The organism is Hydrogenophaga sp. 2FB (assembly GCF_005503365.1).
Classification (GTDB): domain Bacteria; phylum Pseudomonadota; class Gammaproteobacteria; order Burkholderiales; family Burkholderiaceae_C; genus Hydrogenophaga.
In genome coordinates this window covers 13,910-27,834 of sequence record NZ_SCML01000073.1, presented here as the reverse complement: position 1 = coordinate 27,834, position 13,925 = coordinate 13,910, and the positions used below count along the sequence as shown (strand labels likewise).

Sequence of the window (13,925 nt, the reverse complement as noted above, 5' to 3'; positions counted from 1 at the left end):
CCCCGGAAGAAGTTGATCAGCTTGGGCTGGTTGGCTTGAAGGTTGCTCACCTTGGCGCTCAGCACGGCAAAGCGGACGGAGCCATCGCGGTGTGAGGAAATTTCGTCGGCCTGCAGGGGCACGCTGGCGCCACTGCTGTCGGTGGCGACCAGTCCTTGGGTGGCGGGCCAGTCACCGGATTTGAAGGGTTGGCCAAAGGTCACCGGGACGCTGGCTTGCGCACTGCCTGTGGTTACTTGCACGCAGGTGATGGCCTGAGCGGCGCAGGACAGTCCACCTGCGCCTGGAGCCGGTGCAGGTGCAGGAGCTGGAGCTGGAGCTGGAGCTGGAGCTGGAGCTGGAGCTGGAGCTGGAGCTGGAGCTGGAGCTGGAGCTGGAGCTGGAGCTGGAGCTGGAGCTGGAGCTGGAGCTGGTGCTGGAGCTGGAGCTGGTGCAGGTGCCGGAGGACGAGGAGCCGGGGCCGGTGCAGGTGCAGGTGCAGGTGCAGGTGCAGGTGCAGGTGCAGGTGCAGGTGCAGGCGTTGCCGCAATAGCTTCCCCAGGTGATGCCGCAGAGGCCGAACTCCCACCGCCACCCCCGCCACAACCAGCGATGGCCGCCATCATGAAAAGCACGGAAATCCACTTGGGGTTTCTGATGGAGGAGGGGTTGGATGAGTTCATGTTGTTGTTCAGCGGTGCGAAATCAGGGGCGGGAAATGTCCGGCGAACGCAAGTGTCGAATTGCGTGCGATGCGGACCAGGCATCATGAAAAAAATCTAAGTTCACTTTACGGACCGCGTCGCAACGGCTGGCCTTGCGACCGACAGGAACGCGGCCCGGAACGACACGCGGAGGGTGGGGAAACATGTTGAAACGATTCGCATGATTTGCTGACGTTCTACGAGTTGGCATTGCACGAATCGCGACCGCACACTGAATTTCCAGGACACAAAAAAACCGACCTGACGTTGCGCCAAGACGCATGAAACAAGCCGGGAGTTTGGTTGCCAGTAGAAACAGCTGCCTACAGTGCCTATTTTCGGCGCGCGGGCGACGGCCACGTGTTACCAGTTGCGCGTGGCTTTGAAGGGAGGCCGGCACGTCAATTGCCGGGCATATTCTTTGACTTTGCACGCGAGCCGCGTTCCAGCGCCCCTGGGAGGGTGTGCATTTGGCGAGGCGTGTTTGTGAAGTCATTTGTTACAAAGCTCGGCAGAGGTATCGATTGGGGCAATTCGAACCAATCCAAAAGTAATAAGTCCGGGTTCGTGAACATGGCCGCTCCGGCGATTTCCATGTTCAATTGCAGCGCCGGTGCGGTTTCACCAAAGGCTGAAATGCCGCCTTCGTACACATTGCCGAACAAACGCGCTTGCATCGAGCCGCCGCGAATGGAGAAGCCTGCCGTGTTGATCAAGGTGTTGTGCGCGAGCACGACCTGGCTTGCGTGGTTGACATCGATGCCAGCGTCATTGCAGTGGGCCACGATGTTGTTGGCAGCCAGTCCTTGGCGGTGTTCGAAGGCGCGGCAGCCATCGGTGCGGCACGCTACGGGATCGGTACCGCCACCGCCAAACGAGATGCCCACCCGCTCCCCAGGATCGGACATGCCGGCCTGTGAGCAGACCACGAGGTTGCGCTCGATGCGTCCGCCCTCGCTGGCGCCTTTCATGAAAAGCCCATACGCCACGCCATGGCCTCCCACCTTGGCAAAGTTGGTCACCAGGTTGTCCTGGACCCTCCACTGGTTTGCACCGACCAGATCGAGTGTCACCACCGGTCTGTCGGTGTGTCGCACTGCCGTGTTCGTCAGCGTGTTGAACGCCACCAGGCCGTGATCGGGCCATTCGCCGTTCAGGCCATTGACTTTGATATGGGCATTGAAGTCCTGTAAGTGGTTATTGAGCAGCGCGGTGAATGCCCCGGCGCCCACCACATGAAAGGCGTGTTCACAGTCACGCTGCCGTGCGCAGATGCCGCGGATGTTGAGGTTCTCGAAGATCCAATGTGGGCGATCGACCAGGATGCCTTCCTCTTGCGAAAAGTCCAAACGGACGGTGCCTGGAACGATCGCGGTCACCGTGATGGGCGCGCTGGCGCGTCCGTTTTGGCCAAGGCGCAGGGTCTTTTCAAAACGGTAGTGGCCGGGCGCGATGACGATGTGTGTGCCCGGCCTGGCCTCAAGCAGGACCTCCGCGATCGCGGCGGCGGTGTCGACGCGAACCACATGTCCCCTCCCTGTTGCCGGGGGCGCGATCTGCTTGAGTTGCTGGCCTTTTCCCAGCGTGGGGAGTGGCCCGGGCGGTGGCTCTCTTTCTATTCGGGCCCGTAGTGCGCGCAGGCCGGGCAGCAGCAGCCATTCCAGTACTTCGTGGCCCTCCAGGCGCCGTTGGGCGTAACGGAGGAGGGTTTGCGGGCTTCGCGCACGCACTTCGGTGTAGGCATGTTGCCCCGCGCTGCTCGCGAAAAAGGCGGTTGCGGCCATGAGCATGACCAACAGGGTTGCAATTGCAACGTAGATCAGCCAGCGCCTTGATTTCAATGGGATTCCCCGATTTCCTGCGGGGATCATGATAGCCATGAGCGTGCTGAATGCAACGTTTCGCCTGCTTTTGAATGCCTGGCTTGCCTAGGGGCGGCCGCTATGATCAGCGTTTTGTAAATCTATTGGCCTGAGAAAAAACATGAAAATCACCGTGGTCGGGACTGGATACGTGGGTTTGGTCAGTGGAGCCTGCCTGTCGGAAGTGGGCAACGATGTGTTGTGCCTGGACTTGAATCCGGACAAGATCCGCATTCTTGAAGAGGGCGGCATACCCATTTACGAGCCTGGGCTGCAGGACATGGTCCGCCGCAACGTGGCCGCCGGCCGCCTGCACTTCACCACCGACATCGATCGCGCGGTGCAACACGGCACCATTCAGTTCATTGCGGTGGGCACGCCACCCGACGAAGACGGTTCGGCCGACATGCGTTACGTGCTCGCCGCTGCGCGCAGCATTGGTCAGCGCATGACCGACTACAAGGTCGTGGTTGATAAAAGCACGGTGCCCGTCGGCACCGCCGATCGTGTGCACGAGGCGATCGCCGACGAGTTGCAAAAGCGCGGTGTGCAGACACCGTACGCGGTGGTGTCCAACCCCGAGTTCCTGAAAGAAGGCGCGGCGGTGGAGGATTTCATGCGGCCCGACCGGATCATCGTCGGCGCGAACGACGAACAGGCGATCCACCTCATGCGGGCGCTGTACGCGCCGTTCCAACGCAATCGCGAACGCCTGATCGTGACCGATGTGCGCAGCGCCGAACTCACCAAATACGCGGCGAATGCCATGCTGGCGACGCGCATCAGTTTCATGAACGAACTGGCCAACCTGGCGGAGAAGCTGGGCGCCGACATCGAGATGGTTCGCCAGGGCATCGGCTCCGACCCGCGCATTGGCTATCACTTCCTCTACCCAGGCGCGGGCTATGGCGGCTCCTGCTTCCCGAAGGACGTCAAGGCCCTGATCAAGACGGCGGCCGACGATGCCGGCCTCGAATTGAAGGTGCTGACGGCGGTGGAGGCGGCCAACGACGCGCAGAAGCATGTGCTGGGCGACAAGGTCAAGCGCAAGTTTGGCGCGGACCTGAAGGGCCGCCATTTCGCGGTCTGGGGCCTGGCCTTCAAGCCCAACACCGACGACATGCGCGAAGCCCCCAGCCTGGAGCTGTTGGCCGACTTGCTGGCCGCTGGCGCCACGGCCACCGTCTATGACCCCGTGGCCATGCACGAAGCGCAGCGCGTCCTGGGTGACGAGCCCCGCGTGCGTTACGCCACAACGCCCAACGAGGCGCTCGACGACGCGGATGCCCTGGTCATCGTGACCGAGTGGAAAGAGTTCCGCAGCCCAGACTTCGACACCATCAAAGCCAAGCTCAAGCAAGCGCTCATCGTCGACGGGCGCAACCTGTACGACCCGGCCTGGGTGCGCAGCCAGGGCTTCGAGTACCTGCCCATCGGCCGCTGATCCATGGCGCGCTGGGGTGCGCCGGTGCTGGCCATCCTGGCGGCGGCCGTGTGTCTGGGCCTGGCGGTTCAACACCCCTTGGTGCCGGCGCCATTCGCGGTGGCACTGTGCCTTCTGGTCATGGGCTGGGCTGCCTGGCGGCCCTGGACGATCGGATGGCTGCTGACCACATTGCTGCCGGTGGCCAGCTTCGCGCCGTCGACGGGCTGGTGGTTGATCGACGAATTTGATCTGTTGGTGCTGGGCGTGCTGACGGGCGCCTGCGCACGGTGGAGCTTCGATGCGTTCGCTGGGCGGGTCGCGCCCACAGCCGCCAGAAGCGATCGTGTCGGGATGTGGTTGTGGGTGGCGCTGGGCGTGTCCAGTCTGGTGAGCCTGGCCGTGGGTCTGCACGGCGCAGGGGGCACCGCCGGGGTCAACGCTGCCGTATGGCCACAGGCTCTGTACGGGGACTACGCGAGCGCTTTCAACCCATGGCGCGTGTCCAAGAGCCTGCTGTGGGCGCTGTTGCTGGTGCCGGTGTGGCGCCACGTTCCCGAACATCGACAACAAGACATGGCCCGCCTCACGGTGGTGGGTCTGGCCTGTGGTCTTGCGCTGGTCTGCGCACTCGTGCTGTGGGAGCGCGGGCGTTACGTCGGTGTTCTCAATTTCAGCGACTCTTACCGCACCGTGGCGAGCTTCTGGGAGATGCACGTGGGCGGTGGCGCGATCGACGCGTACCTGGCCATGACGGTGCCCGTCGCGTTCTGGGCCGTCTGGTTGGCGCCCGGTGGTTGGCGCTGGTATTGCGCGGCGTTGCTGGCTCTGTTGGGCACCTACGCGGTGCTGACCACGTATTCGCGGGGCTTGTATCTCGCGGTCGTTGTGTCCCTGGTGTTCATGGCGGTCGTGGCGCGGCGTTGTCAGATCAGGCCCGCGTCGGGCGAACGGGGGCGGGGTTGGGCGCTGAGGCTGCTCGGGCTGGCGCTGTTGGCCCAAGCGGTGTGGGTGCTTGGCGGGCACTCGTTCATGTCCGGGCGGATCGTGCGTGTGGATGCCGACCTGGCGGACCGCGTGGCCCATTGGCGCGATGGCTTGGGGCTGCTGAAGACACCCACCGATTGGGGGCTGGGCCTGGGTGCCGGGCGTCTGCCGGCGCACTACAGCGCCCAGGTGCCGGGGGGCGAGTTTCCGGGTCGGGCGCGTTGGCAGCGGGATGCGGAGGGTGCGGCGCAGGTGGAACTGGCCGGGCCTGCGACGCAGCAGGAGTTGGCCTACGACTTTGGTCTGACGCAGCGTATCGAGATCTCACCGCACGGCAACTACCGGGTGCGCATCCGCTACGAAACCGATGCCCCGCTGGTGCTGCTGTTGAGCGTGTGCGAGCGGCATCTGTTGTACGACTTCCGCTGCCAGTGGATGCATGTGAGGCCTGAGTCGGCGGTGTCGGACCCGACGCAGTGGCACGACATTCCCTTGCTCGGCAAGGCCTTCGCGCCGGGCGGCCGCGCGATGGCCTGGCGCGAGGGCATGTTCGCCATGACCGTGTTGAGCACGGGGCGACCCGCCCGCATCCACGAAGTGGAGCTGATGGATTCTCAAGGACAACAGGTCTTGAAGAACACTGGTTTTTCGAACGGACTCCAGCATTGGTTTCCCGCCGCGCAAGGCCATTTCAAGCCGTGGCACATGGACAACCTGTACCTCGAGATCCTCATCGAGCGCGGGGTGGTGGGCTGGTTGGTGTTGGCATCGTTGGCCGTATGGACGGGGTGCGGCCTTGTCCGAAGCATCAGGAACCGCGATCCGCTGGCCTTGGCGCTGGCGGGTTCGCTCTTGAGCATGGGCGTTCTGGGTCTGCTCATCAGCGTGTCCGAACTGCCCCGCATTGCTTTTATGCTGCTGCTTGTCGTGTTGACGACGTCACAGTTGACTCAACGCTCGTCACACCCACGCCTGTAACTGCGTGTAAGCTCATCGCGTCGGCGTTATCGTCGGACAGAACCCAATGCGTGCGCCACCGGCGGCGCCATCACAGGAAGCGAAGTTTGATCAAGCTATTCAACCATTACTTCGATCGCCGCACGCTGTTGCAGATGTTCGTGGATCTGTTGCTGATCAGCGCGGCATTCATGGTGACACTGGTGGTCCTTTCCGAAGAATTGACCGCCGCGCAAATCGGGCAAGGCCTGTTTCGTGCGTTGTTGATGAGCATCGGTTTCCTGGCGGTCAACTCCGCCCTGGGGCTGTACGACCGGGGCACGGCGTTCAACAACACCCAGCTGTATGCCCGTGTGTTGGTGTCGTTCATGATGATGGGTCTCATCGTCGTGGGCATCTTGCTGCTCTTGCCCATGAAGCTGTTTTACGGGCACAACTGGGCGGTGGTGATCGTGATGATGGTCACCGGTCTGTTGCTGGTGATTCAGGTGATCACCGGCGAGTTTCTTCCCAGATCGCTCACGCGCCGCAAGGTGCTGGTGTACGGCACGGGTACCAAGGCGCAGGCTGTCGGGCAGAGCCTGCGCAGGGCTTCGTCGAGCGCCGAACTGTGTGGCTATTTCGCCAGCCCCAATGAGCGCGAGCATCTGGTGACCGAATGGGCCACGCTGGAGCCAGGCCAGTCGCTCACCGAGGTGGCGGCGGAGAAGGGCGTGCATGAGATCGTGATTGCCCTGTCCGAGCGCCGCGGCGGCAGCATGCCCATGCGTGAGTTGCTCGATTGCAAACTCGCCGGCGTGCGCGTGACCGATATCGCCACCTATTTCGAGCAGAACCTCGGCCAGATCCGCCTGGATGCGGTGTCGGCCGGCTGGCTCATCTTTGGCGAGGGCTTCGACCAGGGTTTCGTGCGCACCACGGTCAAGCGCCTGTTCGACATCGCGGGTGCTGTCGTGCTGATCCTGCTGGCTTTGCCGATCATGTTGGTAGCCGCGCTCATCATCAAGCTGGAGAGCTCCGGCCCGGTGCTCTACAAGCAGGAACGCGTGGGCCTGAACAACAAGCCCTTCAACGTGGTGAAGTTCCGCAGCATGCGTACCGATGCGGAGAAAGACGGCATTCCCCGCTGGGCCACAGCGGGCGACAGCCGCGTCACGCGCGTGGGCAAGGTGATCCGCAAACTGCGCATCGACGAACTGCCGCAGCTGTTCAGTGTGCTCAATGGTGACATGAGCCTGGTCGGGCCGCGACCCGAGCGCGCCTTCTTTGTCGAGAAGCTCACGCAGGAGATCCCGTTCTACGCCGTGCGCCACAGCGTCAAACCCGGCGTGACCGGCTGGGCGCAGGTGCGCTACCAGTACGGCTCCACCGTGGAAGACACGGCGGAGAAGCTGCAGTACGACCTGTACTACGTGAAGAACCACTCGCTGTTTCTGGACCTGGTGGTCATCTTCGAAACCGTGGGTGTGGTGCTGACGGGCAAGGGCGCGCAGTAAACGTTGCCCGCTGCCGCGAGGCCGGTCTCGTTCAGGCCAGCGTGTGCAGCGGAATGTCGTTCTCCGCCGCCAGCTTGTCGAGTTGCTGGCGCGTCTTGCCTCGCACGAAAGCGGCGATGGCCGTATGCACTTCCGGTTGGAACAGCGCGCGAAAGTCCGTGACCGGCACACCCGCCGCCGCGCACAGCGCCGCCGCGAAATGCGGCTCCAGCGCCGCCACGGCCACGCGGCCATCCTTGCAGGCGTAAACGCGGTAGCCCGCGTGGGCGCCGCCGATCGCGCCCGTGGGCAGCGTGAGGCCCCAGGTGCGGGGCAGAGCGAGCCAGGTGGCCGCGTCGGACAGTGCCACCTCCTGGAACGAGCCTTTGCCTGAAGTCTTCTGCGCCAGCACCGCCTGGAGCACGGCCTCGCTGGCCATGATCGCCCCGCTCATGTCGGCAAACAAGGTCGCTGGCAGGTCCAGGCCGGTGACCAGGCCCGCGTCCGCGAGGTAGGTGAGGTCGTGGCCGGGCTCTTCGGCGCGCGCGCCGGGAGCGCCCACGATGGCCACCATCGACAGCGCCGGGTAGCGCTTGCGCAGACCTTGCCAGCCCAGGCCGAGCTTGTGCAGGGCCGAGGGGCGAAAGGAGGTCAGCAGCACGTCGGTGCGGGCCAGTTCCTTGTGCAGCGTGGCCTGACCCTTCTCCGACTTGAGGTCCATCGACACCACCTTGATGCCTGCGTGCAGCGTGGCATATGCGGTCGGGTTGTACTGGCCCATCGGGTCACCGGAACCGCCTCGGGGCGCGGGTGGCTCGGCCTTCACGCAGGTGGCCCCCATGGTTCTTAACCGCATGAAGGCCGCCGGACCGGGCAGGTTGAGCGCGAGGCTGAGCACGCGAACGCCGCGCAGCGGCTTGAGGGTGGGGGCAGGGCGTGGGGCGGTGGTCATCGCCGCACTGTACTTGCAAGCCTGGGTGGCGACGTGCAAACGCGTGACAAGGCCGCCCGAGGTGTTCAGCGTTCGCCGAAGTTGAGCGGCAGACCCACGTAGTTCTCGGCCAGCGAGCGCGACAGCGATTCGGAGTTCACGAGGTAGTCGAGCTCGGCCTCCTGCACCTTCTGGCCGAAGCCTTCGGTGTCCGGGAAACGGTGCATCAGCGTCGTGAGCCACCACGAGAACCGCTCGGCTTTCCACACGCGGCGCAGGCAGCGCTCGGAATAGCTGTCGATGCCGGCCGAGGTCTTGTCGCGGTAGTACTCGATGAACGCGCCCGAGAGGTACTTGACGTCGCTGGCGGCGAGGTTGAGCCCCTTGGCGCCCGTGGGCGGCACGATGTGGGCGGCATCGCCCGCGAGGAACATGCGGCCAAAGCGCATCGGCTCGGCCACGAAGCTGCGCAGCGGCGCGATGCTCTTTTCGATGGTGGGGCCGGTGATCACGCGCGATGCCATCTCCGGGTCGAGCCGGCGGCGAAGCTCGTCCCAGAAGCGTTGATCGCTCCAGTCCTCGACCTTGTCGTCCAGCGGGCACTGCACGTAGTAGCGGCTGCGCGTGGGGCTGCGCATGGAGCACAGCGCGAAGCCGCGTTCGCTGTTGGCGTAGACGATGGCGTGCGGTGATACCGGTGGCACGTCGGCCAGCACGCCGAGCCAGCCGAAGGGGTAGACCTTCTCGAACTCGGTGATGGAACCCTTGGGCACGCTGGCGCGGCACACGCCGTGAAAGCCGTCGCAACCGGCGATGAAATCGCAGGCGATCTCGTGCGTCTGGCCATCCTTGCGGTAACGCACGCGGGGCTTGTCGCCGTCGTAGTCGAGCACCTCCACGTCGGCGGCTTCGTACACCGTGGGCAGACTGGCACCGCTGCGCGCGGCCATGAGGTCGCGCGTCATCTCGGTCTGGCCATAGGCCGTGACCACCTGGCCATTCGTGAGCCCATGCACGTCGATGGCGTGGCGCGTGCCGGCGAAGACCAGCTCGATGCTGTGGTGCACCGTGCCCTCCGCATCGAGCCGCGTGCCCACGCCGACTTCGCGCAGCAGGTCGGTGGTGATTTGTTCGAGAATGCCGGCGCGGATGCGGCCCAGCACGTACTCGCCAGTCTGGCGTTCAACGATGATGTTGTCGATGCCGGCCTTGTGCAGCAACTGGCCGAGCAACAGGCCCGAGGGGCCGGCGCCGATGATGGCGACCTGGGTTCGCGTCATGGAAATGTCTCCTGAATCTAGCTGGCTCAAGCATAGAAACGGGCCCGTGCCGCCACAAGGGAGTGTCACCGGTGTTGCGCGATCATCGGATGCCGTGCGCGATGATCGCGCATAATTTGCCCATGAGCATCACACCGCCCATCGCCAAGGCCGACTTCATCGAAGGCATGGCCAAAGGCATGGCCGTGCTGGAGAGCTTCGACACCGAGCGCCAGCGCCTCAACGCCACTCAGGCGGCCGAGCGTGCCGGCCTTACACGCGCGGCGGCGCGCCGGCACCTGCTCACGCTGGCGCACCTGGGATACCTGGAGTCCGACGGCAGCCACTACTGGCTTGCGCCGAAAGTGCTGCGCTTTTCCGGCAGCTACCTGGCATCGGCGCGCTTGCCGCGCTTGTTGCAACCCACGCTGAACCGGCTCGCGGCCCTGACGCGCGAGTCGTTCTCGGCTGCCGTGCTGGATGGCGACCAGGTCGTGATCGTGGCGCGCAATGTGTCGCTGGGTGGCCAACGTTTGATGGCCTATGGTCTGCACCTCGGCGCGCGTTTGCCTGCGCACGCCACATCCACCGGGCGGGTGTTGCTGGCCGGGTTGCCGCGCACCGAGTTTTCCACCTGGCTCAAGGGCCGTGAACTGCCGCGCCTCACGCCGCACACCACGGTGGAGCCCAAGGCGTTTCGCGCCCTCATCACACGCGTGCGCAACGAGGATCTGGCCATCGCGCGTGAAGAGCATGAGATGGGTGTGTTCGCTCTGGCCGTGCCGCTGCGCAACATGCAGGGACGCACGGTGGCGGCGCTCAATGTGGTGGCGTCGCCCGAGCGGTTCGACGCACCGCGGTTCTTGCAGGACATGCTGCCGCTGCTGCAGGACGCGGCGCGCGAACTGCGGCCGCTGCTGTAGTTCAAACGCCCAGGTACTGCGCCAGCAACTCCGGTTGCGCGTGCAACTGTGCCGAACTGCCTTCGAACACCACCTCGCCCTTGACGAGAATCACGTTGCGGTCGGTGATCTGCGTGACGTGTTTCCAGTTCTTGTCCACGATCACGCTGCTGATGCCGCTCTCGCGGATCAAACCGCAGATGCGCCAGATCTCGCGCGCGATCAGTGGGGCCAGGCCTTCGGTGGCTTCATCAAGAATCAGCAGGTCGGGGTTGGTCATCAGCGCGCGGCCGATGGTGAGCATCTGCTGCTCGCCGCCGCTGAGCTGCTGCCCGCCATGGTTCAGGCGTTCGGCCAGGCGCGGGAAGGTATCGAGCACACGCTCGTAGGTCCAGTCGCGCTGGCCTTGGGTGCCGGCGCGCGCCGACATGATCAGGTTTTCCTTGACGCTCAGGTTGCCGAAGATGCCGCGGCCCTCGGGTACATACGCGATGCCTTGGCGCGCGATCTCGAACGTGGGCGCGCCGGTCATGAGGCGACCCTTCACCTGCACCTGCCCGCCGCTGGGCTTGACGATGCCCATGAGCGTCTTGAGGAGCGTGGTCTTGCCCATGCCGTTGCGGCCCATGAGGCCGATGGTCTGGCCCTTGTCGACGTGAAAATCCACGCCGCGCAGGATGTGGCTCGCGCCGTAGTGGGTGTGCAAGCCTTTGGCTTCGATCAGGGCGCTCATGCGTGCTCCTCTTCGCCCAGGTAGGCGGCCTGCACGCCCGCGTCGTTGCGCACCTGCGCGGGCGTGCCGCTGGCGATCACCTGGCCATTGACCATCACCGTGAGTTGGTCGGCGAGGGTGAACACGGCATCCATGTCGTGCTCCACGAGCATCATGGCGTGGTCCTTCTTGATGCGCAGCAACAGTTCCACCATGCGCTCGGCCTCGGCGTGGCCCATGCCGGCCAGCGGCTCGTCGAGCAGCAGCACGGTCGGTTCGGTGGCGAGGGTCATCGCGATTTCGAGCTGGCGCTGTTCGCCGTGGCTGGTCGTGCCGGCGATCGTGTTGGCGCGCGCCGTGAGGCCCGCGAGTTCGATGGCGCGTTCACAGCGCTGGTTGACCTGGGTCATGCCACTGGCAGAAGACAACCAGCGCAACGGGTTCCACGGGGTGTGCCGCTCGCGCGATTGCGCGGCCAGGCGCACGTTGTCCCACACGGTGAAGGGCAGGAAGATGTTGGTCTTCTGGTAGCTGCGGCCCAGGCCCAGGCGCGAGATGCGCTCGGCGCTCTTGCCGCTGGTCTCCGTGCCGTTGAGCGTGATGAGGCCTGCGGTGAGGGGCAGGTCGCCCGAGAGCAGGTTGGTCAGCGTCGACTTGCCCGCGCCGTTGGGGCCGATCACGGCATGGATGCGGTCGCGGTGCAACTCCACCGACACGTCGTTGACGGCAGCCAAGCCACCGAAGCGTTTGGTGAGGTTTTTCGCACTGAGAAGCAGCGTACTCATCGCGTTGTCTCCCGCTTCTTCGAGAGTTGACCGACCAGGCCCAGCAGGCCGCGCGGCGCGAACACCACCACCAGCACGATGAAGCTGCCCATGAGCAATTGCCAGTGCTTGGTGAGGTCCTTGAAGAAGTGCATGACGTACTCGAACGCAAAGGCGCCCACGATGGCCCCGGCGAAGTTGCCCATGCCACCCAGGATCACCATCATGATGGCGTGCGCGCTCATGTGAAAACCCATCAGTTCGGGGTTCACGAAGCCGGTTTGTGCGGCCCACAGAAAACCCGCCACACCCGCGAGCGCGCCGGCCAGGGTGAAGGCCGCGAGCTTGTAGCCGAAGGTGCCATAGCCCACGGCGCGCATGCGGTGCTCGTTCACGCGGATGCCGGCGAGCACGCGGCCAAACGGCGAGAACAGCAGGCGGCGCAGGAACACATACACGAGCACCAGCAGCAGCAAGGTGAAGTAGTAGAACGTGGTCTTGTTCTCGAGGTCGATCCCGGTCCAGCCGAACAGCGAGGCTTCGGGGCGGAAGTTGACGTAGATGCCGTCGGAACCACCCAGCGCCTTGTTGTCGAAGAACAGGAAGAACACCATCTGCGCGAACGCCATGGTGACCATGATGAAGTAGATGCCGTGTGTGCGCACCACAAAGAAGCCGATGATCAGCGCGGCCAGGCCTGCGCCGGCCACCGACACGGGCAGTGACCACCACAGACTGATGGGCGTGTCCGCGGGGGTGAGGAAGGCCAGCGCATAACCGGCCAGGCCAAAGTACGCGGCATGGCCGAGCGACACCAGGCCGGTCACGCCTTGCAGCAGATCGAGGCTCATCGCGAAGATGGCCAGGATCATCATCTGCGAGAGCATCTGCAGGTAGAAGCTGCCGCCATCCAGCGGGATGAGTGGGAAGGCGGCGAGTGCGATCGCGCCCAGCCACAGGATGAGCTGGATGCTGCGCGGCAGCTTTTCGAGTTGGGCTTGGGGTGAGCTCATTGTTTGAACAGCCCTTCAGGCTTGTAAAGCAGGACCAGGGCCATGAGCATGTAGACCGCCATGCCGGCGATCTGCGGCACGAGCACCTTGCCAAACGTGTCGACCAGGCCCACGAGCAGGGCCGCGACGAGAGCGCCGCGCACCGAGCCGATGCCGCCAATGACCACCACCACGAAACACATGATCAGCACCGAGCTGCCCATGCCGGGGTACACGCTGGAGATGGGCGAGGCGATCATGCCGGCGATGGCGGCCAGCGCCACGCCCAGCGCGAACACCACGCCGTGGATGAGGCGGATGTTGATGCCGAGCGACTCGGTCATCTCGCGGTTGAACGCGCCGGCACGGATCTTCATGCCCAGGCGCGTCTTGGAAATCAACAGGTACAGGCCCAGCGCGAGCGCGATGCACACACCCGACATCACGAGCCGGTAGACCGGGTACGACAGGTTGTCGGTGAGCGGGATCGACCAGTTCAGCATCTCGGGCACGGGGACCGAGTGCACGTCGTCGCCCCAGAGGATGGAGCGAACTTCTTCAAAGATGTAGATCAGGCCGAACGTGAGCAGCACCTGGTCGAGGTGGTCGCGCTTGTAGAAGTGGCGAAACAGCAGCCACTCGAGCAACCAGCCCAACACCACGGCCAGCACCGTGCCGAGCACGATGGCCAGCACCAGGCTGTTGAACTGCGACGCCAGGAACCACGCGAGGTAGGCGCCCAACATGTAGAAGCTGCCATGTGCGAGGTTGACCACGCCCATGATGCCGAAGATCAAGGTGAGCCCGGCGGCCAGCATGAACAGCAACAGACCGTATTGCAGGCTGTTGAGCAACTGGATCAGGAGGTTGGCGAAGTCCATGAGGCGATGGGCGAGAGTCAGACCAAAAAGGGGCAGGCCAATACCAGACCAGCGCCTGGGGCGCCGGTCTGTGGAAGCAAAAGTAGCGTGTGGGCGA

At 64.4% G+C, this 13,925-nt stretch carries 13 protein-coding genes; 5 read left to right on the top strand and 8 right to left on the bottom strand.

The window, feature by feature from the left end:
* Nucleotides 1-242: RIFT barrel domain-containing protein (locus FFS09_RS27995; RefSeq protein ID WP_502703765.1), on the bottom strand; the 242-nt coding region annotated here is incomplete at its 3' end.
* Between the two features lie 56 nt (nt 243-298).
* On the opposite strand from FFS09_RS27995, the gene FFS09_RS30775 reads away from it, so the two are divergent.
* Entirely contained in the window at nt 299-532 is a 234-nt protein-coding gene (locus tag FFS09_RS30775; protein WP_171020231.1) for a hypothetical protein, read from the top strand.
* Between the two features lie 552 nt (nt 533-1,084).
* On the opposite strand, the gene FFS09_RS27985 is transcribed toward FFS09_RS30775, so the two are convergent.
* On the bottom strand, nt 1,085-2,563 hold the full coding sequence (locus tag FFS09_RS27985) for a right-handed parallel beta-helix repeat-containing protein (protein WP_137922184.1): 1,479 nt from the start codon (nt 2,561-2,563) through the stop codon (nt 1,085-1,087).
* A gap of 103 nt (nt 2,564-2,666) precedes the next feature.
* On the opposite strand from FFS09_RS27985, the gene FFS09_RS27980 reads away from it, so the two are divergent.
* The 3 genes from FFS09_RS27980 to FFS09_RS27970 all read left to right on the top strand — a co-directional run bounded on the left by FFS09_RS27980 (nt 2,667) and on the right by FFS09_RS27970 (nt 7,408).
* Nucleotides 2,667-3,989, top strand: coding sequence for a UDP-glucose dehydrogenase family protein (locus tag FFS09_RS27980; protein ID WP_137922183.1), 1,323 nt, complete (start codon nt 2,667-2,669; stop codon nt 3,987-3,989).
* Nucleotides 3,990-3,992: 3 nt separating this feature from the next.
* Entirely contained in the window at nt 3,993-5,933 is a 1,941-nt protein-coding gene (locus FFS09_RS27975) for an O-antigen ligase family protein (RefSeq protein ID WP_137922182.1), read from the top strand.
* A gap of 86 nt (nt 5,934-6,019) precedes the next feature.
* Nucleotides 6,020-7,408 carry a TIGR03013 family XrtA/PEP-CTERM system glycosyltransferase gene (locus FFS09_RS27970; protein ID WP_137922181.1) on the top strand — a complete coding sequence of 463 codons (1,389 nt, stop codon included), beginning with the start codon at nt 6,020-6,022 and terminating at the stop codon, nt 7,406-7,408.
* Nucleotides 7,409-7,439: 31 nt separating this feature from the next.
* Here FFS09_RS27970 and FFS09_RS27965 read toward each other — a convergent pair whose 3' ends face one another.
* The gene (locus FFS09_RS27965; protein ID WP_137922180.1) at nt 7,440-8,339 is read right to left on the bottom strand and encodes a CoA transferase; all 900 of its coding nucleotides are present in this window, start codon (nt 8,337-8,339) and stop codon (nt 7,440-7,442) included.
* A gap of 65 nt (nt 8,340-8,404) precedes the next feature.
* Nucleotides 8,405-9,598 (bottom strand): 4-hydroxybenzoate 3-monooxygenase, encoded by a 1,194-nt coding sequence (gene pobA / locus FFS09_RS27960; RefSeq protein WP_137922179.1) that lies wholly within the window; start codon nt 9,596-9,598, stop codon nt 8,405-8,407.
* A gap of 122 nt (nt 9,599-9,720) precedes the next feature.
* Between pobA and FFS09_RS27955 the strand changes: the two genes are divergently transcribed.
* Nucleotides 9,721-10,500 (top strand): IclR family transcriptional regulator domain-containing protein, encoded by a 780-nt coding sequence (locus tag FFS09_RS27955; RefSeq protein ID WP_137922178.1) that lies wholly within the window; start codon nt 9,721-9,723, stop codon nt 10,498-10,500.
* Nucleotide 10,501: 1 nt separating this feature from the next.
* On the opposite strand, the gene FFS09_RS27950 is transcribed toward FFS09_RS27955, so the two are convergent.
* From FFS09_RS27950 to FFS09_RS27935, 4 genes are read right to left on the bottom strand one after another with little or no spacing between them, the layout of a single operon-like run.
* Nucleotides 10,502-11,212 carry an ABC transporter ATP-binding protein gene (locus FFS09_RS27950; RefSeq protein ID WP_137922177.1) on the bottom strand — a complete coding sequence of 237 codons (711 nt, stop codon included), beginning with the start codon at nt 11,210-11,212 and terminating at the stop codon, nt 10,502-10,504.
* Nucleotides 11,209-11,976: an ABC transporter ATP-binding protein gene (locus tag FFS09_RS27945; RefSeq protein ID WP_137922176.1), complete on the bottom strand. Its 768-nt coding sequence runs from the start codon at nt 11,974-11,976 to the stop codon at nt 11,209-11,211. The genes FFS09_RS27950 and FFS09_RS27945 overlap by 4 nt, the downstream gene beginning before the upstream one ends.
* The gene (locus FFS09_RS27940; protein ID WP_137922175.1) at nt 11,973-12,968 is read right to left on the bottom strand and encodes a branched-chain amino acid ABC transporter permease; all 996 of its coding nucleotides are present in this window, start codon (nt 12,966-12,968) and stop codon (nt 11,973-11,975) included. The genes FFS09_RS27945 and FFS09_RS27940 overlap by 4 nt, the downstream gene beginning before the upstream one ends.
* The gene (locus FFS09_RS27935; protein ID WP_137922174.1) at nt 12,965-13,828 is read right to left on the bottom strand and encodes a branched-chain amino acid ABC transporter permease; all 864 of its coding nucleotides are present in this window, start codon (nt 13,826-13,828) and stop codon (nt 12,965-12,967) included. The genes FFS09_RS27940 and FFS09_RS27935 overlap by 4 nt, the downstream gene beginning before the upstream one ends.
* Between the last annotated feature and the right edge of the window lie 97 nt (nt 13,829-13,925).